This window comes from Nocardia sp. CDC160 (assembly GCF_035818795.1).
In the GTDB taxonomy this organism is placed as follows: Bacteria; Actinomycetota; Actinomycetes; order Mycobacteriales; family Mycobacteriaceae; genus Nocardia.
On sequence record NZ_JAYKYT010000008.1, the window covers coordinates 158658 to 181355 of the forward strand.

Sequence of the window (22698 nt, forward strand, 5' to 3'; positions counted from 1 at the left end):
CCCCCTTCTCTCCGAAGGATTCCATTCACGAGAGTCCGGCGGCATCCATGCCGCGTAGTTCCTTTTTGAGGTCGGCGATTTCGTCGCGGAGGCGGCCCGCCAGTTCGAATTGGAGTTCGCGAGCCGCGTTCATCATTTGGTCGGTCATGTCCTTGATGAGGTCGGCCAGTTCGGCGCGGGGCATGTTCTTGACGTCGCGGCCCTCGTAGACGCCCGCGCTCACGGCGCGGCCGGGTTCGCCCTGGGCGCGGCGGCCGCGGCTGGCGTTGCGGCCGGAGCCGCCGACCTCGACCTCGGTCTCCTCGGCCTCGCGGTAGACCTGGTCGAGGATGTCGGCGATCTTCTTGCGCAACGGCTTCGGGTCGATGCCGCGTTCCTCGTTGTAGGCCACCTGCTTGGCGCGGCGGCGCTCGGTCTCGTCGATGGCCTGGCGCATGGAATCGGTGATCTTGTCCGCGTACATGTGGACCTCACCGGAGACATTGCGCGCCGCGCGGCCGATGGTCTGGATGAGACTGGTGGCCGAGCGCAGGAAGCCCTCCTTGTCGGCGTCCAGAATCGCGACCAGCGATACCTCGGGCAGGTCGAGGCCCTCGCGCAGCAGGTTGATGCCGACCAGGACGTCGTACTCACCCAAGCGCAACTGCCGCAGCAACTCCACGCGGCGTAGCGTGTCGATCTCCGAGTGCAGATAGCGCACGCGCACACCGAGACCCAGCAGATAGTCGGTGAGATCCTCGGCCATCTTCTTGGTCAGCGTGGTGACCAGCACGCGCTCGTCGCGTTCGGTGCGCACATTGATCTCGTGCACCAGATCGTCGATCTGACCCTTGGTCGGCTTGACCACCACGTGCGGATCCACCAGGCCGGTGGGCCGAATGACCTGCTCGACGAATTCGCCTCCGGTCTGGCCCAATTCGTACGGGCCGGGCGTGGCCGACAGGTACACCGCCTGCCCGATCCGGTCGGCGAACTCCTCCCAGGTGAGCGGCCGGTTGTCCACCGCCGAGGGCAGCCGGAAGCCGTATTCCACCAGATTCCGCTTTCGCGACATATCGCCCTCGTACATGCCGCCGATCTGCGGCACGGTCACATGCGATTCGTCGATGACGAGCAGGAAATCCTCGGGGAAGTAATCCAGTAGCGTCGCGGGCGCGGACCCGGCCGGACGCCCGTCGATATGCCGCGAGTAATTCTCGATGCCCGAGCAGAATCCGACCTGCTTGATCATCTCCAGGTCGTAATTCGTGCGCATCCGAAGCCGTTGCGCCTCCAGCAGTTTGCCCTGCTTCTCCAAATCCGCCAGGCGCTCCTCGAGTTCGGCCTCGATATCGCGGACCGCGCGTTCCATTCGCTCGGGGCCCGCCACATAATGCGTCGCCGGGAAAATGCGGACCATATCCACCTGCCGCACCACATCACCGGTCAGCGGGTGCAGGTAATACAGCGCCTCGACCTCGTCACCGAAGAATTCGATGCGCACCGCCAATTCCTCATAGGAGGGAATGATTTCGACGGTGTCGCCGCGCACCCGGAAAGACCCGCGGGTGAACGACATGTCATTGCGCGTGTACTGCACGTCGACCAGCAACCGCAGCAGCCGATCCCGGTCGATCTCCTCGCCGACCTGAAGCGACACCGACCGATCCAGATACGACTGCGGCGTGCCGAGGCCGTAGATGCACGAGACGGACGCGACCACCACCACATCCCGCCGCGAGAGCAGGCTCGAGGTCGCGGAGTGCCGCAGCCGCTCCACATCGTCGTTGATCGAGCTGTCCTTCTCGATGTAGGTGTCGGTCTGGGCGATGTACGCCTCGGGTTGGTAGTAGTCGTAGTACGAGACGAAGTACTCGACCGCGTTGTTGGGCAGCATCTCGCGCAACTCGTTGGCCAGCTGCGCGGCGAGCGTCTTGTTCGGGGCCATGACCAGGGTCGGCCGCTGCAACCGCTCGATCAACCACGCCGTGGTCGCGGACTTACCGGTACCCGTGGCACCCAGCAGCACCACGTCCTTCTCCCCCGCCCGGATCCGCCGCTCCAGCTCGTCGATGGCCGCGGGCTGGTCACCGGCCGGTTGGTGCTCGCTGACCACCTGGAACCGACCCTCGACACGCTCGATCTCACCGATGGGCCGGTGCTCGGAGTGCGCCAGGGGCAGGTCGTCCGGGATTTCGGTTGCGAAAGCCATGTCCCCAGCCTAGGACCACCCACCGACAAGTTCCTCGGGACCGAGCCCCCAGGTTGGCAGCGGGACCGAGCCCCGAGGTTGGCAGCGCGGGTGGGCCGAGCCGCACAGCGGTCGCTCCGGCGTCGCCCGATCACGGCTCCCGGCCCTCACCCGCCGCCGCAGTCCGTTCGCCATGCGAAAGTCTCTAGTCTCGCACTCAATTCGGTAAAGGGCTTCTAATGTCCGAATTTTGCCCCACCCCAACGGTTTTCACCATCGCCCACCGACACGGTGTCGCGTAGATCTCAGTCCGTTCACGACGGTTTGAATACCCGCGTCCGGGTGTACTCTGGGCTCGCTGGTCGCACGATTCGAGAAGAGGCAGGGCGATGACCGGTCTGCATATGCCACAGCGGAATTCCACCAATGGCACACGGCCCAACGGCACGATCGGCAACACTGCACCGGTGTCCCCGCATCGCCCAAGACTAGAATTTTTCAATCTCGCGGATCTCTCGTGGACCGATTATCGCGGGTTTCTGCATCCCGTGGAGCGAATCCACGCCGAACCGTTCGGTCTGTATGTCGAACGGACCGTGGACAATCCGCGCTACCACTACATCGAGTCCTGGCTGCTGCCCGACCTCGCCCTGCGCGCCACGGTCTACCACCTGCGCCCCGGCCACGACCGCGCCCAGACCTACTACCTCGACATCGGCGAGTACGGCCCGTGCGAGGCCAAGAAGTGGCGCGCCGAGGGACACTACCTGCACGTGGTGGCCCGCCCCGGCCAGGTGCCCGAATTGGTCGGCATCGACGATCTGCTGACCGCCCACGCCGCAGGCTATTTCGACACCGCGCAGACCCACAAGGCCATCGAGCGGGCCGCCGCCGTGGTCGACGGCATCGCCGGATGCGATCACGATGTCGATCGCTGGCTGGCCCGCCAGGGCATCACGCTCACCTGGCTGTAGCGACGACACCGCTGGCTGTAGAGACGACACCGCCCGGTCCACGAACGGACCGGGCGGGCTCGATCGAGTTTTTCCGTCCTCCGACTAGCCGGAAATGCTCGGCAGCAGATTGTTGAGAATGCCGGATCCGCCGTTCAGGATCCCGCTCGGACCGCAGCCGAAGCTGCCGAAGCTGCTGGCCGGATCGACCTGCACGGTAATCGACTTGGAGATCAGATCCTGGGTGGCGGTCAGCGTGTGGGCGCCGGTGGTGCTGGGCGTCCAGTTGAGGCTGGCCGAGCTCCGCAGCAGATGCGAGACCGGGCTACCGGAGATCTCGGTGCCGTTGTCGTAGAAGCTCACCGGGAGCAGCACATCGACCGACAGCGACGCGGTCAGCGTGTAGGAGCAGCCGACATTGTGGCTGTTACCGCCGGAGACCGTCAGATCGGTCGGCCAGGCGGCGGCCTGCGGCGCGGCGAGGATGAGGGTCCCGGCCAGCGCGCCGAAGGAGGTCACTCCCAGGCCCACCCGGCGGGCGCGGGCATTGCGTTCGCTCATGCAGTTACTTCCCTAGATCGAGACGCCCGCCCAGGCGTGACGGGTCGTGCGCGAAACAACAGCGCAGCCGAACATTAGCGAAACAACATCGCTTCAGATCTGGTTTCGGGAAAATTCACCCCGGTCGGCACCGGATTCAGCAATCTATGGGCGACGCAACATCCGCTCCCCTGGACGACCGCCGCCCGACACGCGATGCTGAATGACATGACTCGGGCACCCGCGGTGGACCTGCACCGACCCAAGGTGGAGTACTTCAATATCGACGAGCTCACCAATATCGACCCCAAGGGTTTCGTGCGGCAGGTGGAGCGGTACCAGGTCGAGCCGTGGGGACTGTACATGGCCCGCACCTCCGACCATCCCGAGTTCCACTACATCGAATCCTGGCTGCTGCCAACGGTGTCGCTGCGCGCGACCGTCTTCCACTTCACCCCGGCACACCTGCGCGATCAGGACTATTACATCGACATCGGCGAATTCGAGCAGATCGGCCCCAAGCAATGGAAGTCGGTCGACCACTACCTGGACCTGGTGGTGCGCCAGGGCCGCGAGGTCGAGTTACTCGACGTGGACGAGCTACTCGCCGCCCACGCCGCCGGTTACCTGACCCTCGCCGAAGCCCAGCAGGCCATCGAGTCCGCGACCTCCACCATCGACGGAATCGCCGCCCACGGCCACAGTTTCGAGGCCTGGCTGGCCTCCCAGGGCATCACCCTGACGTGGATGTGAGCCGCGCCCAGCACGGGTGCGGACCCCAGCATTGACCGTGAGTACGACTCGCCGCGTGAGCGTGAACCGGGCTCAGTCCACCGCCAGCCGCGCGAAGGCCGCGTCGAACCACGGCTCTTTCACCGCGAGGTAGGCGTCGATGGCGGCGGAGCCGGTCAGCCCCGCGGCCTTCGCCTCACCCGCACGCTTGATCTCGAGGTATTCGGCGCGGGCCTCGGAGTCCGTGCGCAGCCAGTCCCGGAAGGCCAGCGCGAACCTCTGCCCCGGCGAATCCGCCACACGCACATGGATGTTCGCCAACCGGCCCGGATCGGCGTTGCCATGTAGACGCTTGGCCCACGCTGCGGCGTCAGCCCCGGCAGGATCGGCCGCGGTCGGTTTCGGGTTGTCGCCGACAATGTGCTCGACGCGCGGAAAACCCGCGCCCGCCAGCCGGTCCCGCAGCGCGTCCGCCACTTCCAGGCTCGCCACGCTGATTTGGAGGTCGATGATGTCCTTGGCGGGCAGGTCAGGCACCGCGGTCGAGCCGATGTGGTCGATGCGCAGCGCGTCGGCCCCGCATGCCAGGGCCAGTCGCGCGATCAGCCGCTGCGCCTGCGCGGGCCACTCCGGATTCGGATCCACCAGCCGCAGTGGGCCTTCCGCGCGTGCGACGACCCCGGTACGCAGATTCTGTTCGAACGGGATCAGTCGCTCATCCCACAGCCGGTGGACCTCACCATCGATCGCGCCGCTCTCACCATTGTTGTCGAGCAGGACGTCGGCGACCGCGCGTCGCTGCGCGTCGGTGGCCTGTGCGGCGATGCGGGCACGCGCGTCGGCCTCGTCGACGCCCCGGAACTCGACCAGTCGCCGCAATCGGGTCTCCTCGGCGGCATCGACGATGACCACCAGGTTCATCAGCGGCGCGAGCCCGTTCTCCACGAGCAGCGGAATGTCCTGCACCACAATGGCGTCCGCGGGCGCGTTGGCGATGAGTTCGGCGGTGCGTTTGCCGACCAGTGGGTGGGTGATGGCGTTGAGGGTGGCGCGGGCCTCGTCGGTGGCGAAGGCCTTGGCCGCGAGGGCCGGTCGGTCCAGGCTGCCGTCGGCGGTGAGGATGTCGTCGCCGAAGGCCGCGACGAGCGCGGCGAGGCCCTCGGTCCCGGGCGCGACGACCTCGCGGGCAATGGCATCGCTGTCGACGAGGACGGCACCGAGGTCGGTGAGAATGCGGGCCACGGTGGACTTGCCCGCGCCCATGCCTCCGGTGAGACCGATACGCAACATTCGCCCAGTCTCGCACCCGGGCCGATCGGCACGACAGTCAGGCCGGTCAGGGCATCAATTCCGATTACCCACTCCGGGGCCGCGGTTTCACCTGCAAGGACAGTCCTTGCCCATTCCGTGATACCGACGAGACCGTTTCGCAACTTTTTCGGCGAATCCGGACCGATCGTCGGCAAGATTCCGACACGCCGGGGTGAATGTCGCGCAAAATTCGGTAAGTCCCACTTTTGTTCGGCTAAGGTTCGCCGCAGGCGATAGTGGGCCGGTAACACGCAAGAGAAGGAATATCAGTGGGTACCAACAAACTCCAGACGGGTCGCCACCGTCTGGGCCTGGCGGGCACCGTGCATTGTCTCGAGATCCCCGCCGTCGCAGCCGCTCTCGCGGAATACCGGCGATCCTGGCTCACCGCGCTACTAAGTCCGGCCCGACACAGCTTCGCGGCCATGCGCAAGCGCTCCTCCGAACCCGTCGTGGTGCGGCGCTGGATTCCAGCCACCGTCGGCTGACTTCCTCCCCGAAACGCACAGTGGCCCGGCCCTTTCGGACCGAGCCACCGGTTGTGTACGCGTAATACCCTACGACCGCACCAGACCGCTGGGCCGCCGCCGCGTCCCCGGATCCTGCCGCGGCATGGAGTTCGGCGGCACCGGGTAGGGCGTACCGACGTTCGCGGTACCGAGGGCGACATTCGGACCGCACTGCGCCAGCGCGTCATTGACCTTCCGATCCGCCGGGGCGAACGCGGGCTTGGACGCGTCCGGGCTCGACGCGAAGTCGAAGGCCGAGGTCATATCGCCGGTCACGCCGCGCCGCCACGCCGTCAGATTCGGCACGTCCACGCCGAAACGCGTCTCCAGCAGACGCAGCTGCGAGGTGTGGTCGAAGGTCTCCGACGCGACCAGACCGCCGCGGCTGTAGGGCGAGATCACCAGGCACGGCACGCGATAGCCCAGCCCGATCGGGCCGCTGATGCCCTCGAACTTCGCGGCCGTCGGCACGGTGATGTACTCCCCCGGCATGCCCGGGGGCGCGGTCGGCGGGGTGACGTGGTCGAAGAAGCCACCGTTCTCGTCGTAGCTGATGATCAGCGCGGTCTTCTCCCACACCGCCGGATTCGAGGTCAGGATGTCGAGCACCTGCATGATGCCGACCGCGCCGAAAGCCGGTGGCAGCGCCGGATGTTCACAGTTCAGCAGCGAGGGGATGACCCAGGACACCGCGGGCAACTGATTGGCGGCCACATCGGCGGCGAAGTCCGACGGGTACGCCGGGGCCTTACCGCGCCGGGCCAGTTCGGAATTCGGGTCGGCGGCCTGCTTGAAGCAGCCCAGCATGCCGTCCAGGATCACCGAGGACAGCGGGCCGACATCGCGGTTGTTGTAGATCTTCCAGCTGACTCCGGCGTCGGAGAGGTTCTCCGGCATGGTGCGCCAGCTGTACGCGTTCTGCGGAATCAGCGTGGGCGTCTCGAGCAGCGGGCCGCCATTGAGTCCGTCCGGATCGATCGTGGCCGACATCCAGTACAGCCGGTTGGGGTCGGTCGGGCCGAGCACCGAACAGTGGTAGTTGTCGCAGAGGGTGAAGGCATTGGCGAGATCCCAGTGCACCGGGATGTCGTCCTTGGTGTAGTAACCCATTGCGGCAGGACCGTTTCCGGCTCCGACCGCGGCAATGGACATCGGCATCCAGCCGTCGTTCTTGCCGCCGTTCCACGCCTTGTGCATGCCGACCCAGCCGTGATCCGGGTCGTTGATGCACTCACCGTCGAGGGTCGCGCCGCGCGTGGTGTCGAGGCGGAAGGGGTTGATGAACCCGTCCGGGGTGGGCCCGACGCCGGGCGCGTAGCCGTACTGGTTCCAGGCCGGGGACGGATCGTCGAATCCGCGCACGCCGGACATGGTTCCGAAGTAGTGGTCGAAGGACCGGTTCTCCTGCATGAGCAGGACGAAGTGCTCGATATCGCCGAGTCCGCCCATGCCCGCCGGATCCGCGGCGTAGGCCCGCTCGATGATCGGGTTCGCCAGCGAGGCGAGCGAGGCCGCACCGCCCGCGGCCATGGCCTTCGCCAGAAAATCTCGTCTATTGATTCCGGCGAACACGCCCATGCTCCGGTGAGGCCTTCCCGCTACGAGTGAAACGAAGTGAACGCGACGAACCTATCCGGTCGCGTGTCCAGTTCGCATCCAACCTTCGAATGATGACGGCCTAGCGAACCATTCGTAACCGTAGTGGGTCCAGTCGTGGATTTCTGACAGTGACTTGCACCTCAACGGCCGGTCGGCCTACCCTGGCAGCCATATCTGAGAGTGACTTTCAGGTATTGATCGTGGGAGACAGTATGTCCACTCCGGCCGTCGCCGACCCGCCCCGACCTCCCGCCGCCACGCCCGGACCCGGCCGCACCGGACGCTGGGGTGAACTCATGGCCCGGCACCGCCGTCTGGTCATCGGCATCTGGTTGCTGCTGGTCGTGGTGTGCGGTGCGGCCTATCCGGCCCTGCACGCGAAACTGGGCGCGCCCGACTACAACGCGCCCGGAACCAGCTCCGCCGAGGCGGATCGCCGTGTCGCACAACACTTCTCGCAGCTGGGTGCGGAGCAGGATCTGATCGTGCTGCACGCGGACGGCCTCGTCGCGGACGATGCGCGATTCCGGGCCGCTCTGGAGCGAGTGCTCGGCGCGGCGCGCGCGGTGCCCGGTGTTGCGGGTGCGGTCGGGCCCTTCGACGGCGATCCCAAGCATCAGATCTCCGCCGACCGGCACACCACGCTCGCCATCGTCGGCCTCAACGGCACCATGGCCGAGCGCGTCGACGTGGCCACCCGGCTGCAGACCGCCCTGGCCGCCGCCTCCGACGCCGAGGTCCGGGCCGATCTGGCCGGATACTCGCCGGTCGAGGGCGAGATTCTGCGCATGGAGACCGCGGACCTGACCCGCGGCGAGGCCATCGGCCTGCCGATCGCCGCCGGGGTGTTGGTCCTCGCCCTGGGCGCGATCGTCGCGGCGACCCTGCCGATCTCGGTGACCGCGGCCGGAATCGCACTGGCGATCGGCGCTCTGTTCGGACTGGCGAGCTTCCTGACCTTCGACTCGCTGGTGCTCTCGGTGGCGACCATGATCGGCACCGGTACCGCCATCGACTACGCCATGTTCATCGTGAGCCGCTTCAATGAGGAGCTGACCCGCCGTGGCGTCCGGGATCGCAAGGACCGCAGGCAGATTCAGGAGGCCGTCGGGGTGGCGCTGGACACCGCCGGACGGACCGTCCTGGCCTCGGGACTCATCGTCATGATTTCGCTGTGCTCGCTGATCGTGGTCGGACTGCCCATGCTCAATGGCGTGGCGCTGGGTGTGGTGACCGCGGTGATCGGCACCCTGACCGCGGCCTTCACCCTCCTGCCCGCGCTGCTGGCCGCGCTCGGCCCGGCCGTCAACCGGGGCGCGCTGCCCGCACGACTGCGCCCGGCCGAGACCCGCTCGACCACGGCCTCGACCGCGTGGGCGCGCTGGGCGCATCTGGTCATGGGTCGGCCCGTGGTGTTCGGCGCGCTCGGCATCGCGGTGCTGGTGCTGGCGGCGCTGCCGATCACCGGCATTCGCTACGGCATCGACATGGGCCTGGATTCGCTGGGCGATCGACCCACCGGGCACGCGACGCGGTTGGTGCGCGACGACTTCGGGCCCGGGCTGCTGTCCCCGATTCAGGTGGTGGCCTCCGGGTCCGGCGACACCGCGCTGACCGCCGACGGCCGCACCGACGTGCTGCGCCTGACCTCGGATCTGGCCCGCGACCCACGGGTGGCCGCCGTGCTCCCGCAGCAGGCCGACGGCCGCTCGCTGGTCACCGTCGTACCCAAGGACGCCTTCGACTCGACCGCGGCGGGCGACCTCAGCGCCGACATCCGTTCCCGCGCAAGCGCGATCGACTCGGCCGAGGTGCTGGTCGGCGGGATCCCCGCCACCTTCCACGATGTGTCGGGTGTGATCACCCGCGGCTTCCCCTGGGTCATCGCGCTGGTGCTGTCGGCCTCCCTGCTGTTCCTGATCGTGGCGTTCCGCTCGATCATCCTGGCGCTCAAGGCGATTGCGCTGAACCTGCTGGCCACCGGTGCGGCCCTGGGGATCACGGTGCTGGTCTTCCAGCACGGCGTGGGCGCGGCGGCGCTGGGCTTCCGCAGTTCCGGCTTCCTGCAGGTGTTCCTGCCCATGCTGGTGTTCGCGGTGCTGTTCGGATTGTCCATGGACTACGAGGTTTTCCTCATCCGCCGAATGAAGGAGGCGTGGGACCGCACCCACGACAACGCGGCCGCCGTCGCCGAGGGCCTGCAGCGCACGGCCCGGCCCATCACCGCCGCGGCGGCCATCATGGTCGCGGTGTTCGCCAGCTTCGTGAGCGCGGATGTCCTGGAGCTGAAGGAGATCGGCTTCGCGCTGGCCATCGCGATCGCCATCGACGCGGTGATCGTGCGGCTGATCCTGGTCCCGGCGTTCATGCGGCTGTTCGGCCGCTGGAACTGGTGGCTGCCCACCCTCGGCCGTCGGTGGCCCAGGCTCGGCCGTCAGCGGAAGACGGCCTCCAGTGCGGTCACCACGGTCTCCACCACCTCGGCGTAGACGTCGCGCAGCCGGGCGGCGAAACCCGTTCCCTCCCAATGGTCCAACCCGGCCATACAGGTCCAGATGGAGATCGCGGCGGCCATCCGCAACTGGAGGTCGTTGCCGTCACGACCGGTCAATTCGGCGAACGCGAGGCGGAACTCGTTCTCCAATGCACGCCACTGCTCGGTCTGGCGCGCCTTGACCTCCGGAATCGACCGCACGTACCCCAACCGCACCCGCGTCCGATATTCGACCTCGTCCGTCACGATCTCGTCGAGCACGACGGGAACCAACGGCCGAGCGATCTCCAACAGTTCGGTGAAATCGCGCGTCTGCCCGGCACCGACCGTTCGAATCACGTCCAGCGACTGCGGATCGGTCTCGTCGTAGAGGACCAGCATCTCCTTGGTCCCGAAGTACCGGTAGATCGAACTCGGCGACACGCCCGCGGCGTTCGCCACCCGCTCGACGGTCACCTCGCGATAGCCGTGCTCGTCGAAGAGATCCAGCGCGACCCGCTGGATGCGGCTCATCGCCTCGACCTTGCGAAGTTCCCAGAGCGAGGGCCTGGGCACGATGGTGGACTTGGACATCTCAGTGCCGAGAATACCCACGCCATAGAAAATCCCCCCGGGTCCATGCAGGACCCGGGGGGATTTTCTTTGGCTATCCCGTCAGGGAAAGCAATTACGCGTTGCCCGACAGCTTCTCGCGCAGCGCGGCCAGCTGGGCGTCGGACGCCAGCGAACCACCGGCCGGAGCCTCGGAGGCGGCGGCGGCCTGCGAACCGGTCTCCGAGGAGTAGTTCGACGGTCCACCGTTGGCGGCCTCGGCGGCGGCGTCGGCGGCCATCTTCTCCATCTGAGCGGTGTGCATCTTGTGGCGACGCTCGGCCTCGGCGTACCGGGTCTCCCACTCCTCACGCTGCTTCTCGAAGCCCTCGAGCCATTCGTTGGTCTCGGAGTCGAAGCCCTCGGGGAAGATGTAGTTGCCCTGGTCGTCGTAGCTGTCGGCCATGCCGTACTTCGACGGGTCGAACTCGGCGGTGTAGTCCTCGTTGGCCTGCTTCAGCGACAGCGAGATCCGGCGACGCTCGAGGTCGATGTCGATGACCTTGACCATGGCGTCGTCGCCGACGGCCACAACCTGGTCCGGGACCTCGACGTGGCGCTCGGCCAGCTCGGAGATGTGCACCAGGCCCTCGATGCCCTCTTCGACGCGCACGAACGCACCGAACGGAACCAGCTTGGTGACCTTACCCGGCACGATCTGGCCGATCGCGTGGGTGCGGGCGAACTGACGCCACGGGTCTTCCTGGGTCGCCTTGAGCGACAGGGAGACACGCTCGCGGTCCAGATCGACGTCGAGAACCTCGACGGTGACCTCGTTGCCGACCTCGACAACCTCGGACGGGTGGTCGATGTGCTTCCAGGACAGCTCGGAGACGTGCACCAGACCGTCGACGCCACCCAGGTCCACGAAGGCACCGAAGTTGACGATGGAGGACACGACGCCCTTGCGGACCTGGCCCTTCTGCAGCTGGTGCAGGAACTCGCTGCGCACCTCGGACTGGGTCTGCTCCAGCCAGGCGCGACGGGACAGCACCACGTTGTTGCGGTTCTTGTCGAGCTCGATGATCTTGGCCTCGATCTCCTTGCCGACGTACGGCTGGAGGTCGCGCACGCGGCGCATCTCGACCAGCGAAGCCGGGAGGAAGCCGCGCAGACCGATGTCCAGGATCAGGCCGCCCTTGACGACCTCGATGACGGTGCCCTTGACGGCCTCGTCACGCTCCTTGAGCTCCTCGATCGTGCCCCAAGCCCGCTCGTACTGAGCACGCTTCTTCGACAGGATCAGGCGGCCTTCCTTGTCCTCCTTGGTGAGAACGAGGGCCTCGACCTCATCGCCCACGGAAACGACCTCGGCCGGGTCGACATCGTGCTTGATGGACAGTTCGCGAGACGGGATCACGCCTTCGGTCTTGTAACCGATGTCGAGAAGGACCTCGTCACGATCGACCTTGACGATCGTTCCTTCGACGATGTCGCCGTCGTTGAAGTACTTGATGGTCTTGTCGATGGCGGCGAGGAAGTCCTCGGCAGAGCCGATGTCGTTGACGGCTACCTGCGGCGAGGTGACGGTGGTGGGCATGTGTTGGGAGGCTCCGGACGGATTGTGGTCGGTAGTGGACATGTGGACTTTCGGTATTGCTGCGAACACACAGCTGTTGGAACTAACGTTGGCGGGACATGCACAGCACACCGCTGCGACGCTGCACAACGCTGCCCTGAAAAGCATGCGGACTCACAGCACGATTGTCTGCTCTACTCGGTCTCGAGAAACCGGGTACAGAAGACACTCGCGGAAAACAGCGTACGCGACGTGTGTTGTACCAAGCAAACATGGGTCCCACCGTCACCCTCGCTAGGGTATGCCCATGTCCGAAGATCACTCCGCCGCCCCCGACGACACCCGGCACGCCGAAGCCAATGCCCTGCTCGGGACGGTGGGAGTGACCCGCGCCAAGGTCGATTCGCAGTCCTCGCAACGGGCCAGCCGCAAGTGGTGGGACGCGGACGCCGCCGCCTACCACGAGACACACGCCGACTTCCTGGGCGTGGACTCCCCCGCGGGCGAGTTCGTGTGGTGCCCGGAGGGGTTGCACGAGGGTGACTGGCATCTGCTCGGGGATATAGAAGGAAAGCGGATCCTCGAGATCGGCTGCGGCTCGGCGCCCTGCTCGCGCTGGCTGGCCGCGCACGGCGCGCACCCGGTCGGGCTCGACATCTCGCGCGCGATGCTGGACCGCGGCCTGGCCGCCATGGCCGCGGGCGGCCCGCGCGTTCCTTTGATTCAGGCGGGCGCTGAGGAGTTGCCCTTCGCCGACGAATCCTTCGACCTGGCCTGCTCGGCCTTCGGCGCGGTCCCCTTCGTCGCCGACTCCGGTCGGGTCATGCGCGAAGTCCACCGCGTCCTGAAGCCCGGCGGCCGCTGGGTCTTCTCCGTGAACCACCCCATGCGCTGGATCTTCCCCGACGACCCGGGCCCCGACGGCCTGCGCGCCACCATCCCCTACTTCGACCGCACCCCCTACGTCGAGCTGGACTCCGAGGGCGAGCCCACCTACGTCGAACACCACCGCACCATTGGCGACCGCGTCCGCGAAATCGTCGCCGCCAACCTCACCCTCATCGACATCATCGAACCCGACTGGCCCGAATGGCTGGACCGCGAATGGGGCCAGTGGAGCCCCCTGCGCGGCGAGATCTTCCCCGGCACAGCCATTTTCGTCACCGAGAAGCGAAACTAGGCCACTCGCCACTCGCCGAAACTTCGCCGCCCCAACCGGAGTCGGCGGGGCGGCGGAGTCATTTGGGTTCGCGGCCTACGTGTTTCAAGGCCATTCTGAGGGCGTATTCGATTTGGGCGTTGATGCTGCGGAGGTCGTCGGCGGCCCATTTGGCGATGGCGTCGTGGACCGCCGGGTCGAGCCGGAGCAGCACCTTTTTCGGCTCGCGCTTGACCATTACGCGTAGAGGGATCCGGCGTTGACGACGGGGGCGGCAGCGCGGTCGCCGCACAGGACGACCAGCAAGTTCGAGACCATTGCCGCTTTGCGCTCCTCATCGAGTTCGACCACGCCCTGCTCGGACAGGCGGTCCAGGGCCATGCCGACCATACCCACCGCGCCCTCGACGATGCGGGAGCGGGCCGCCACCACCTGCGCGGCCTGCTGGCGAACCAGCATGGCCTGGGCGATTTCCGGCGCGTAGGCGAGGTGGGTGATGCGGGCCTCGATGATCTCGATGCCCGCCAGCTGGGTGCGGTCGCGCAGTTCGGCGGTGAGTTCGCTGGCCACCTCGGCCCCGTCGCGCAGGCTCGGGGTGTCCGAGTCGTCGGACTGGTAGGGGTGGGTGGTGGCCAGGTGCCGGACCGCGGTCTCGGACTGGGTGGTCACGAAGTCCTCGTAGTCGTCGACCGCGAAGGCGGCCTTGTAGCTGTCGACCACCTGATAGACGACGACCGAGGCGATCTCGACCGGATTGCCGTCGAGGTCGTTGACCTTCAGCTTCTGGGTCTCGAAGTTGCGGACGCGCAGCGAGATGCCGCGACGGGTCGACAGCGGAGTGATCCAGTGGAATCCGGCCTCGCTGACCGAGCCGATGTAGCGGCCGAAGAACTGAATCACCTTGGCCTGATTGGGATTCACGGTAATGAATCCGGTGAGCACCAGCACGGTGGCCAGGATCGTCAGCGCGAGCAGGACGCCGAGAGCGGTCGACGAGCCGGAGTGATCGCTGGCCCGGCTGTGCAAGCCATGGGCCTCGGCGGCGATCGCGATGGCCAGCAGTACCAGCACCCCCAGCATGATGAAGCCGTTCAGCCGAAAGGCCCGACGCAACTCCATGACATCCTCCTAGTATCGAAGTGATATCACGACGATAGCGCTCCCGACGGGCGGCGGCAAGGGCTCGACCCCGACCGCGTCATACCCCGGTAGGGGGCACCCGATGAGCGGGCTACCTCGGTCGCATTGCCCCCTCGTGCCGGGCGGCGGTGTGGTTTCGGTATGGAAATCGGCTCGATCACAACGACTCACGGCACGCGGGCACGGCATGCGCTCGGCGCGCGGGCACACCGACGGCGGCCCATCGCGGCCCTCGCGATGGGCGTACTGCTGCTCGGCGGCGCGGTCCTGACCGCCTGCGCCCCGGATCCCGTGAGCTCCGCCGCCCCGTCCGTCGACCGGGGGCGACTGGTGCGCTCCGAGCCTCTGCGCACCCTCAGCCCGGAGCAGCTCACCGCCGTGCTCGCCGACGCCGGATTCGATACCGGCACAGCGCGGTTCGGCGCGGACACCTACCGCCTGACCTACGACACCGTCGACCCCTCCGGCTCGGCCACCACCGCCACCGGACTGCTCGCCCTGCCCGCCACCCCCGACCACGACCTCACCGCGGTCCTGTTCGAACACGGCACCATGGCCACCAAGGCCGACGCGCCGTCGGTCGCCGAGCACGGCGGTGACCTCGCCGCGACCCTCACCTTCGCCGGTGCGGGGTTCGCCGGGATCGCGCCGGACTATCTGGGCCTGGGGCTTGGCCCGGGACAGCATCCGTACCTGGATCTGCCGTCCGAGACCACGGCCTCGGTCGACATGCTGCGCGCGGCAAGGGATTTCGTGAACACCACCGGACGCCAGCTGCGACCGGGTGTCGACCTCACGGGGTTCTCGCAGGGCGGACCGGCCGCGCTGGGCGTGGCGCGCAACCTCGGCGGCACCGCGACCGACACCTTCCACACCGCGGCGGCGGCCCCGATCAGTGGCCCCTACGACATCCGCGAGACCGAGTTGCCCGCGCTCCTGGCCGGTGAGCTGGACCCCACCTCCGCGGTCTTCTACTCCGGCTACTTCCTCACGGCCTGGAACCGCCTGCACCAGCTCTACGACTCGCCCGGCGAGGTCTTCCGCGCGCCCTACGACAGCACCGTGGAGCAGCTGTTCGACGGCACGCGCACCGAGCAACAGATCGTCGAGAACCTACCGGAGAATGTGGATCTGCTGCTGACTCCGCACGGGCTCGATCTGCTACGCCATCCGAGCGATCGGCTGGCGGCGGCCCTGCGGACGGCCGACGAGGTCTGCCGGACCGGGACACCGCGGGTGCCGATCCGGCTCTACACCGGCAGCGAGGACCGAGATGTCGTCCCGGGCAACAGCGTTCGATGCCGCGAGTATCTCGGCGCGCAGGGCGTGGACGCCACCACCGTGGACGTCGGGCCGGTCGACCACAGCGGATCCGGGAAGGCGGGAATCGCCGCCGCGGTGCGGTGGTTCCAGGAACTCACCGCGCCGCGGTAGCTTTCGCCGTTCGCGCTAGCGAGGACGAATATTGCGGTTGTTGCGGAACAGGTTGGCCGGGTCGTACTTCGCCTTCAGTCCGGCCAGCCGCTCGTAGGTCGCCGAGCTGTATCCGCCGCGCGTCTGCTCCTCGTCGGCCACGTCGCCGCCGCCGTACAGGAAGTTCAGGTTGTGGCCGATCTCCCAGGGCTGCAATGCCTTTCGAATACCCGCCAGACCGTCGCGGATGGCGTCGGCGTCAGCGCCGGGCATGGCGATCACGCGGGCGACGTACTCGGCGTCGCGGTGGTCCATGGCGATGCCGTTCGGTCCCGGTCGGCGCAGCGCACCGCCGAGGTGCCGGAATCCGGCGACGACCGGCAGCGACGATTCCGGACCGGTCGCCTCCAGGAAGGCGTCGGTGGCGTCGGCGGGCAGCTCGGCCAGCAGCGCGTTGGTCGCGGTGTACGGGTGCGGGTGATCCGGATCGCGGTAGATGCCGTGGGTCTCGGTGTAGGGCATGACCCGCAGGTCGTCGGCCATACGGTCGCCGATCGCGCGCAGCGGTGCGACCAGTCGCTCGCCTTCCTCGGCGGTCCCGGTGAAGGCGATATTGATGGTCGCGGTGTAGCGGCCGCGCAGGTGTTCGGGAACCTGCGGGATGTTCGGGATGGTCAGCATGGTGATGGCCGAGGTCATCTGCTCGGGCAGGTCCTGGGTCCACAGCCGCCAAGCCTCCAGCGCGGGCGCGACAAGTGGGGTGTCGAATTGCAGCTGACCGCCGTAAACCTCGGTGATCGGCAGCAATTCGAGTTCCAGCGCGGTCACGACACCGAAGTTGCCGCCGGTGCCCAGCACCGCGCCGAACAGTTCGTCGCCCGGGGTCAGGCGGCGCACCCGCCCGTCGGCGGTGACGATCTCGATGCCGCGCACATATTCGGCGGCGTACCCGAATTCGCGGGCCAGGATGCCGATGCCGCCGCCCAGGGTGTAGCCGACCACGCCGACCGACAGCGAGGAGCCGTTCAGCGGCGCGAGCCCGTGGGCGGCCGCCGCCTCGATCAGCGCCCCGGCCTGCACGCCCGCCCCGACGCGGGCAATGCGACGCTCGGCGTCGATGCGGATATCGGTCATGCGGCGGGTGCTGATGAGCACCCCGCCGTCGGTGGCGACGGACAGCCCATGCCCGGTCGCCTGCACGGCGATCGAAAGTCCGTGGCGCGCCGCGTATTCCACGGCGGCGCGCACGTCCTCGGTGTGGACCGCGCCGACGACCACGGACGGGCGGTGGGTGTAGGCGGTCTGGAATCCGGCGATCTCCGCGTCGTAGCCGGTGTCACCCGGCTGGAAGACGGGGCCGGTGGTGGTGATGTCGATCTTCGCTGTCTTCGTCATGTCTTAGACTCTGCCCGGACTCGATCAATAACTCCAACAGATAGTTTTTCTTGTAGCTAGAATCAGCAGTTATGGAACTGCGTCAGCTGCGGTACTTCGTCACGGTCGCCGAGGAGGCCAATTTCACCCGGGCGGCGGCCCGCCTGCATTTGGCGCAGCCGGGGCTGAGCTCGCAGATCCGGCAGCTGGAACGCGAACTGGGACAACCGCTTCTGGACCGCACCAGCCGCTCGGTCACCCTCACCCCGGTCGGCGAGGCGGTGCTGCCGATGGCCCGCGCGGCCCTGGAACAGGTCGAGCGCATCACCCACACGGTCGACGAGTTCACCGGCCTGCTGCGCGGGCACGTCCGGGTCGGCATGATCGCCGGTGGCGCGCTCGAGGAGATCGACATGGCGCGGGTGCTGGCCGATTTCCACCGCGATCACCCGCAGATCGGCATCTCCCTGACCGAGGACACCTCCGATGCCATGCACGCCGCCGTCCGCCGCGGCGATCTGGATATCGGCGTGCTGAGCATTTCCGGCGATCTGGAGCCCGCCATCGGCACCGAAACCGTCTACGACAGCGCCATTGTCGCGGCCGTGCCGCTCGCGGCCGAGGGCTTCGGTGAGCGAATCACGCTGGCGGAGTTGTGCGAACATCCCCTCATCTGCCTACCGCGCGGCACCGGACTGCGCGGACTCCTCGAGAACGCCTGCGCCGCCGCCGGTCTCGCCCCGGACGTGGCCTTCGAGGCCGCCACTCCCCCGCTGCTCATCCGGCTGGCCGCCCATGAGCTGGGCGTGGCCGTCATCCCGCGTCTCCCCGCCGACGAGGCGGCGGCGCTGGGCGTGCGCACCCTGGAGATCGACCCGGCCATGCGCGGCCGTCTGGTCCTGGCCTGGAACACCGAACGGCCGTTGAGCCCGGCGGCGAAGGTCCTGCTCGGCCAGCTGCGAATCGCGCTCTCGCACTGGAAGAACGCGACCCGCGACACTCAGGCTGCGAATCACCGAACGTAGCCACTGTCACACCATCACCTAAATATCCCTATTGCGATCACTGATAGGGAAGTTTAGGGTAGTTTTCGTGACAGATCGTCTCTACTCCGTCGAGGAAGTCGCGGACCGCCTCGGACTCCATGTCCGTACCGTCCGCGGCTATGTGCGCGACGGGAAGCTGCCCGCCACCCGCATCGGCAAGCAGTACCGCATCAATCAGGCCGACCTGGAGGCGTTCACCGGCCTGCCCACCCCCGAGAGCCTGCGTGAATCGGTTGCCCGGCAACGGCATTCGGAAGTCTCGAGCATTGTCGAGGTGGACGCGGTGGACCAGACCACCGCCGACCGCGTCAGCAGCCTGCTCACCGGCGCGGCGGGCAATCGATTCGCCAACGACCAACCCCTGCGGGTCCAAACCTTCTACGACCGCGAACGCGCCCGCCTGAAGGTCATTCTCGTCGGCGGCCTGGGCGATACCGCCCGGCTGCTCGAATACATGGAAGGAGTGCTCGCGTCGTGAACGCGATCTACAAGTCCGAGGCCGGTCGCGAGGCCATCCAGGCCCGCTACCGAGAACTGCTGCGGCAGTGGCCGGTTCCCGCCGAGCAATTGCACATCCCGACCCGCGAGGGCGACACCTTCGTGGTGGCCTCCGGTCCGGCCGACGCCCCGCCCGTGATCGCCCTGCACGGCTCGGGCGGCAACTCCGCGACCTGGCGCGGCGATATCGCCACCTGGACACAGGATTTCCGCGTCTACGCCGTCGATATCGTCGGCGAGCCCGGCGGCAGTGCCGAATCCCGACCCGAACTCGGCTCCGACGCCCTCGCCGACTGGCTCGACGATGTCCTTGCGGGCCTTGGCATTTCAGGCTCGGCCGCCTTCATCGGCATGTCGCTCGGCGGCTGGATCGCAGTGGACTATGCCATCCGACGCCCGGATCGGGTCGGCAAACTGGCCCTCTACTGCCCCGCGGGCATCGGCAAGCAGAAGTTCGGCTGGATCTTCAGGAACCTGTTCGACCATCTGTTCAGCAATCACGATCTGCGCCGCACCGCCGCCATCGTCACCGGCCTGAGCGCCACCGACCACACGGAAGTTCTCGACGACGTGGCGCTGACCTTCACCCACTTCAACCCGCGCATGGGCAAGCTCCCGATCTTCACCGACGCCCAGCTGAGCGGCCTGAAGATGCCGGTCCTGGTGATCGTCGGCGCGGATGACCGCATGTTCAAGTCCGCCGAAACCGCCGCTCGCGCAGAGCGTTCCATCCCCGAGGCCACGACCCGCGTCCTCCCCGGCGTCGGCCACGCCATCTTCGGCCAGACCGACGCCGTCCTCGAGTTCCTCCAGAAATAACAAGATCAGGGAGCTCTCACCGCAGGAATTCGGACGAATTCCTCCGGGAGAGCTCCCTGATCTTGTTGTGCGACTAGAGGATGCGCGACAGGAAGGCCTTCGTCCGGTCGTGCTGGGGGTTGGCGAGGACCTCGCGGGGGTTGCCCGCCTCGACGACCACGCCGCCGTCCATGAAGACCAGCTGGTCGGCGACCTCGCGGGCGAAGCCCATCTCGTGGGTCACCACCACCATGGTCATGCCGTCCGCCGCGAGTTCGCGCATGACGCCGAGAACTTCGCCGACCAGTTCGGGGTCCAGCGCCGAGGTCGGCTCGTCGAACAGCATGAGCTTGGGGTCCATGGCCAGCGCGCGGGCGATCGCCACGCGCTGCTGCTGGCCGCCCGACAGCTGGGCCGGATAGGCATCGGCCTTGTCCGCCATGCCGACTCGGGCCAGCAGTTCCTTGGCGCGCACCACCGCGTCGGCGCGCTTGATCTTCTTGACCTGGGTCGGCGCCTCGATGATGTTCTCCAGCGCCGTGCGGTGCGGGAACAGATTGAAGTGCTGGAAGACCATGCCGATATCGCGGCGCTGCTTGGCCGCCTCGCGCGGGTGCAGCTCGTAGAGCTTGCCCTTCTTCTCCTGGTAGCCGACGAGCTCGCCGTCCACGTAGAGCCGTCCGGCATTGACCTGCTCGAGGTGGTTGATGCAGCGCAGGAAGGTGGACTTGCCCGAACCGGACGGACCGATCAGGCACAGCACCTCGCCACGCTTCACCTCCAGGGTGATGCCCTTGAGCACCTGCAGCGCGCCGAAGTTCTTGGCCACCCGGTCGGCGCGCACCATCGGCACATCCGTCGTGGGCAGCGTGTCCTTGATGAGCGACATATCCGCGTTCACCTATCCCGTTCCGCCCGCGACCTGCGCCGCGGCCAAGGCGCGCAACTGTTTTGCCGTCAACTGCCGCGTCGAGCCGCGCGCGTAGTACCGCTCCAGGTAGTACTGGCCGATCATGAGCACGCTGGTGATGAGCAGGTACCAGGTGGCCGCCACCAGCAGCAGCGGGATCGGCTGGAAGTTGATGGAGTAGATGTCGCGGGCCCGGCCGTAGAGGTCGGTGGTGAGCGGGATGGCCGTCACCAGCGAGGTGGTCTTCAGCATGGAGATGAGCTCGTTGCCGGTCGGCGGGATGATCACCCGCATGGCCTGCGGCAGCACCGTGCGGGTCATGGTCTGCGACCACGACATGCCCAGCGCCACCGAGGCCTCCCGCTGCCCCTCGCCCACGGAATTGATTCCGGCGCGCACGATTTCGGCCATGTAGGCGGCCTCGTTGAGACCCAGGCCGATCATGGCGAAGAAGAACGGCGCGGACCAGTGCTGCACATCGAAATGCGTGAACGACGGCCCGAACGGCACACCGACCGTGATCGTCTTGTACAGCGACGGGAACAGGCCCCAGAACACCAGCTGCACATAGACCGGCGTCCCGCGGAAGATCCACAGGTACACCCACGCCACCGACCGCAGCACCGGGTTCGGCGAGAGCCGCATGACGGCCAGCACCACGCCCAGCACCACGCCGATCAGCATGGCCAGCACGGTCAGTTCCAGGGTCACCAACGCGCCCTTGGCGATTCGTTTGTCGCCCAGGTACTTGAAGTAGGTGTCCCAGTGGTACGCGTCATTCGTCTTCGCGCCCCAGAGGAACAGCCCCAGGGCGATGAGAATGATCGCGGCGGCGATCCACCGGCCCGGCCGACGCAGCGGAATCGCCTTGATCGGCTCGGGCTCGGTGTTCTCGACAGTCGCAGTAGAGGCTGCGGAATTGTCCTGCGACATAAGGTTTTAGCTCGATGCTCCGTTGATGACCGACTTGGTGATCGCGCCCTCCTGGACACCCCAGTTCTCGGCGATCTTCTTGTACTGGCCGTTGTCCATCAGGTATTGCACGGCTTCCTGCAGCACCGGCGCCAGCGGGGAGCTCTTCTTGACCGGCCAGCCGTAGGGCGCGGAGTCGAAGATCTTGCCCGCGGCCTCGATCTTGTCGCTGGCCTGCTTGATGGCGTACGCGGTCACCGGGGAGTCGGCGGACATGGCGTCGACCTGGCCCTGCACCAGCGCGTTGGCGGCGGCGGACTGCTCGTCGTAGGCGACCTTCTGGATCTCCGGCTTGCCCGCGGCCACGCACTTGGCGGACTTGGCCGGGATCTCGTCGGTGTCCTGAACCGTGGTGCGCTGCACCGCGACTCGCTTGCCACAGGCATTGTCCGGGTCGACCGGCTTGCCCTTCTGCTGGGCCCACTGGCTGCCCGCGGAGAAGTAGTCGACGAAGTCGGCGGTGGCCTCGCGCTCCTTGTTGTCGGTGAACGAGGACATGCCGACATTGAAGGTGCCCGCCTCGATGGACGGGATGATCTTCTCGAAGTCGGCTTCCTTGTAGTCGGCGGTCAGGCCCATCACCTTGGCGACCGCGTCCATGAGGTCCACGTCGAAGCCGACGATCTTGCCGCTGCTCGGGTCGCGGTACTCATTCGGCTGGTAGGGCACGTTCACGCCGACGGTGAGCTTGCCGGAGGACTTGATGTCCGCGGGGACCTTGGCGGCGATGGTGTCGACCTTGGCCACATCGACCTTCGCGACAGTCGGATTGCTCGACTCCGAGTTGTTGCTACAGGCGGCGGTCAGCACCAGGGCACCGCCCGCGAGCACGCAGGCGGCCCGCAGGGCACGCCCACGGAGAGAGTTACGAACAGACACAGCAGTCCTCCACGAGTTCGGGTGCGCGACATCCGGACGACACACGCCCCTTGCTTTCACCTAGGCACTGTGAAATGTAGGCGAGTGACAC

21 protein-coding genes are annotated in these 22698 nt (G+C 67.1%); 9 read left to right on the forward strand and 12 right to left on the reverse strand.

What is annotated here, in order from left to right; all coding sequences use genetic code 11:
• Window positions 1-25 precede the first annotated feature (25 nt).
• A complete protein-coding gene (uvrB, locus tag VMT40_RS35085; protein WP_326363840.1) occupies window positions 26-2191 on the reverse strand; it encodes an excinuclease ABC subunit UvrB in 2166 nt (721 codons plus the stop codon).
• 527 nt (window positions 2192-2718) lie between these two features.
• Here uvrB and VMT40_RS35090 point away from each other — a divergent pair.
• The gene (locus VMT40_RS35090) at window positions 2719-3144 is read left to right on the forward strand and encodes a DUF402 domain-containing protein (protein ID WP_326363843.1); all 426 of its coding nucleotides are present in this window, start codon (window positions 2719-2721) and stop codon (window positions 3142-3144) included.
• 84 nt (window positions 3145-3228) lie between these two features.
• Here the strand turns inward: VMT40_RS35090 and VMT40_RS35095 are convergent, their stop codons facing one another.
• Window positions 3229-3684, reverse strand: a complete 456-nt coding sequence (locus VMT40_RS35095; protein ID WP_326363845.1) for a hypothetical protein — start codon at window positions 3682-3684, stop codon at window positions 3229-3231.
• A gap of 207 nt (window positions 3685-3891) precedes the next feature.
• Here VMT40_RS35095 and VMT40_RS35100 point away from each other — a divergent pair, with 207 nt between their 5' ends.
• Window positions 3892-4416 carry a DUF402 domain-containing protein gene (locus VMT40_RS35100; protein ID WP_326363847.1) on the forward strand — a complete coding sequence of 175 codons (525 nt, stop codon included), beginning with the start codon at window positions 3892-3894 and terminating at the stop codon, window positions 4414-4416.
• Between the two features lie 72 nt (window positions 4417-4488).
• On the opposite strand, the gene coaE is transcribed toward VMT40_RS35100, so the two are convergent.
• The gene (coaE, locus tag VMT40_RS35105) at window positions 4489-5685 is read right to left on the reverse strand and encodes a dephospho-CoA kinase (protein ID WP_326363848.1); all 1197 of its coding nucleotides are present in this window, start codon (window positions 5683-5685) and stop codon (window positions 4489-4491) included.
• Window positions 5686-5975: 290 nt separating this feature from the next.
• On the opposite strand from coaE, the gene VMT40_RS35110 reads away from it, so the two are divergent.
• Window positions 5976-6194, forward strand: a complete 219-nt coding sequence (locus VMT40_RS35110) for a hypothetical protein (protein ID WP_326313473.1) — start codon at window positions 5976-5978, stop codon at window positions 6192-6194.
• Window positions 6195-6263: 69 nt separating this feature from the next.
• Here VMT40_RS35110 and VMT40_RS35115 read toward each other — a convergent pair whose 3' ends face one another.
• Window positions 6264-7793 (reverse strand): phospholipase C, encoded by a 1530-nt coding sequence (locus tag VMT40_RS35115; RefSeq protein WP_326363849.1) that lies wholly within the window; start codon window positions 7791-7793, stop codon window positions 6264-6266.
• Between the two features lie 233 nt (window positions 7794-8026).
• Between VMT40_RS35115 and VMT40_RS35120 the strand changes: the two genes are divergently transcribed.
• Entirely contained in the window at window positions 8027-10303 is a 2277-nt protein-coding gene (locus VMT40_RS35120) for an MMPL family transporter (RefSeq protein WP_326363851.1), read from the forward strand.
• Here the strand turns inward: VMT40_RS35120 and VMT40_RS35125 are convergent.
• Both VMT40_RS35125 and rpsA read right to left on the reverse strand, forming a co-directional pair.
• A complete protein-coding gene (locus VMT40_RS35125; RefSeq protein WP_326363853.1) occupies window positions 10249-10881 on the reverse strand; it encodes a TetR/AcrR family transcriptional regulator in 633 nt (210 codons plus the stop codon). The genes VMT40_RS35120 and VMT40_RS35125 overlap by 55 nt on opposite strands.
• A gap of 94 nt (window positions 10882-10975) precedes the next feature.
• Window positions 10976-12439 carry a 30S ribosomal protein S1 gene (rpsA, locus tag VMT40_RS35130; protein WP_326364028.1) on the reverse strand — a complete coding sequence of 488 codons (1464 nt, stop codon included), beginning with the start codon at window positions 12437-12439 and terminating at the stop codon, window positions 10976-10978.
• Window positions 12440-12725: 286 nt separating this feature from the next.
• On the opposite strand from rpsA, the gene VMT40_RS35135 reads away from it, so the two are divergent.
• Window positions 12726-13598 (forward strand): class I SAM-dependent methyltransferase, encoded by an 873-nt coding sequence (locus tag VMT40_RS35135; protein WP_326363854.1) that lies wholly within the window; start codon window positions 12726-12728, stop codon window positions 13596-13598.
• Between the two features lie 58 nt (window positions 13599-13656).
• Here the strand turns inward: VMT40_RS35135 and VMT40_RS35140 are convergent, their stop codons facing one another.
• Together VMT40_RS35140 and VMT40_RS35145 are read right to left on the reverse strand one after the other, a co-directional pair.
• A complete protein-coding gene (locus VMT40_RS35140) occupies window positions 13657-13815 on the reverse strand; it encodes a hypothetical protein (RefSeq protein ID WP_198347797.1) in 159 nt (52 codons plus the stop codon).
• Window positions 13815-14696, reverse strand: a complete 882-nt coding sequence (locus VMT40_RS35145) for an SPFH domain-containing protein (RefSeq protein WP_326363856.1) — start codon at window positions 14694-14696, stop codon at window positions 13815-13817. Before VMT40_RS35145 ends, VMT40_RS35140 begins: the two co-directional genes overlap by 1 nt.
• A 162-nt stretch (window positions 14697-14858) precedes the next feature.
• Here VMT40_RS35145 and VMT40_RS35150 point away from each other — a divergent pair, with 162 nt between their 5' ends.
• Complete coding sequence (locus VMT40_RS35150; protein WP_326363858.1) at window positions 14859-16151, forward strand: alpha/beta hydrolase family protein; 1293 nt, start codon at window positions 14859-14861, stop codon at window positions 16149-16151.
• A gap of 15 nt (window positions 16152-16166) precedes the next feature.
• On the opposite strand, the gene VMT40_RS35155 is transcribed toward VMT40_RS35150, so the two are convergent.
• Complete coding sequence (locus tag VMT40_RS35155) at window positions 16167-17525, reverse strand: FAD-binding oxidoreductase (protein WP_326363859.1); 1359 nt, start codon at window positions 17523-17525, stop codon at window positions 16167-16169.
• A 71-nt stretch (window positions 17526-17596) separates the two neighbouring features.
• Between VMT40_RS35155 and VMT40_RS35160 the strand changes: the two genes are divergently transcribed.
• From VMT40_RS35160 to VMT40_RS35170, 3 genes are all read left to right on the forward strand, one after another.
• Window positions 17597-18529 (forward strand): LysR family transcriptional regulator, encoded by a 933-nt coding sequence (locus tag VMT40_RS35160; protein WP_326363861.1) that lies wholly within the window; start codon window positions 17597-17599, stop codon window positions 18527-18529.
• A 67-nt stretch (window positions 18530-18596) separates the two neighbouring features.
• Window positions 18597-19028 (forward strand): helix-turn-helix domain-containing protein, encoded by a 432-nt coding sequence (locus VMT40_RS35165; protein WP_326363862.1) that lies wholly within the window; start codon window positions 18597-18599, stop codon window positions 19026-19028.
• Entirely contained in the window at window positions 19025-19867 is an 843-nt protein-coding gene (locus VMT40_RS35170) for an alpha/beta fold hydrolase (protein WP_326363864.1), read from the forward strand. Before VMT40_RS35165 ends, VMT40_RS35170 begins: the two co-directional genes overlap by 4 nt.
• A gap of 73 nt (window positions 19868-19940) precedes the next feature.
• On the opposite strand, the gene VMT40_RS35175 is transcribed toward VMT40_RS35170, so the two are convergent.
• Genes VMT40_RS35175 through VMT40_RS35185 form a run of 3 tightly spaced genes read right to left on the reverse strand, consistent with a single transcriptional unit; the run spans window position 19941 to window position 22607 of the window.
• Window positions 19941-20693, reverse strand: a complete 753-nt coding sequence (locus tag VMT40_RS35175) for an amino acid ABC transporter ATP-binding protein (protein WP_326364030.1) — start codon at window positions 20691-20693, stop codon at window positions 19941-19943.
• Between the two features lie 54 nt (window positions 20694-20747).
• Window positions 20748-21689 carry an amino acid ABC transporter permease gene (locus VMT40_RS35180; protein ID WP_326363866.1) on the reverse strand — a complete coding sequence of 314 codons (942 nt, stop codon included), beginning with the start codon at window positions 21687-21689 and terminating at the stop codon, window positions 20748-20750.
• A gap of 6 nt (window positions 21690-21695) precedes the next feature.
• Window positions 21696-22607 (reverse strand): ABC transporter substrate-binding protein, encoded by a 912-nt coding sequence (locus tag VMT40_RS35185; protein WP_326363868.1) that lies wholly within the window; start codon window positions 22605-22607, stop codon window positions 21696-21698.
• Window positions 22608-22698: the final 91 nt, after the last annotated feature.

Bases quoted from the DNA above. Each gene is read 5' to 3' on its own strand.
- VMT40_RS35175 (WP_326364030.1), bottom strand. From the start codon at position 20,693: ATGGTGCGCGCCGACCGGGTGGCCAAGAACTTCGGCGCGCTGCAGGTG.
- VMT40_RS35135 (WP_326363854.1), top strand. From the start codon at position 12,726: ATGTCCGAAGATCACTCCGCCGCCCCCGACGACACCCGGCACGCCGAA.
- VMT40_RS35155 (WP_326363859.1), bottom strand. From the start codon at position 17,525: ATGACGAAGACAGCGAAGATCGACATCACCACCACCGGCCCCGTCTTC.
- VMT40_RS35125 (WP_326363853.1), bottom strand. From the start codon at position 10,881: ATGTCCAAGTCCACCATCGTGCCCAGGCCCTCGCTCTGGGAACTTCGC.
- uvrB (WP_326363840.1), bottom strand. From the start codon at position 2,191: ATGGCTTTCGCAACCGAAATCCCGGACGACCTGCCCCTGGCGCACTCC.
- VMT40_RS35150 (WP_326363858.1), top strand. From the start codon at position 14,859: ATGGAAATCGGCTCGATCACAACGACTCACGGCACGCGGGCACGGCAT.
- coaE (WP_326363848.1), bottom strand. From the start codon at position 5,685: ATGTTGCGTATCGGTCTCACCGGAGGCATGGGCGCGGGCAAGTCCACC.
- VMT40_RS35115 (WP_326363849.1), bottom strand. From the start codon at position 7,793: ATGGGCGTGTTCGCCGGAATCAATAGACGAGATTTTCTGGCGAAGGCC.
- VMT40_RS35120 (WP_326363851.1), top strand. From the start codon at position 8,027: ATGTCCACTCCGGCCGTCGCCGACCCGCCCCGACCTCCCGCCGCCACG.
- VMT40_RS35160 (WP_326363861.1), top strand. From the start codon at position 17,597: ATGGAACTGCGTCAGCTGCGGTACTTCGTCACGGTCGCCGAGGAGGCC.
- VMT40_RS35145 (WP_326363856.1), bottom strand. From the start codon at position 14,696: ATGGAGTTGCGTCGGGCCTTTCGGCTGAACGGCTTCATCATGCTGGGG.
- VMT40_RS35095 (WP_326363845.1), bottom strand. From the start codon at position 3,684: ATGAGCGAACGCAATGCCCGCGCCCGCCGGGTGGGCCTGGGAGTGACC.
- rpsA (WP_326364028.1), bottom strand. From the start codon at position 12,439: ATGCCCACCACCGTCACCTCGCCGCAGGTAGCCGTCAACGACATCGGC.
- VMT40_RS35140 (WP_198347797.1), bottom strand. From the start codon at position 13,815: ATGGTCAAGCGCGAGCCGAAAAAGGTGCTGCTCCGGCTCGACCCGGCG.
- VMT40_RS35100 (WP_326363847.1), top strand. From the start codon at position 3,892: ATGACTCGGGCACCCGCGGTGGACCTGCACCGACCCAAGGTGGAGTAC.
- VMT40_RS35180 (WP_326363866.1), bottom strand. From the start codon at position 21,689: ATGTCGCAGGACAATTCCGCAGCCTCTACTGCGACTGTCGAGAACACC.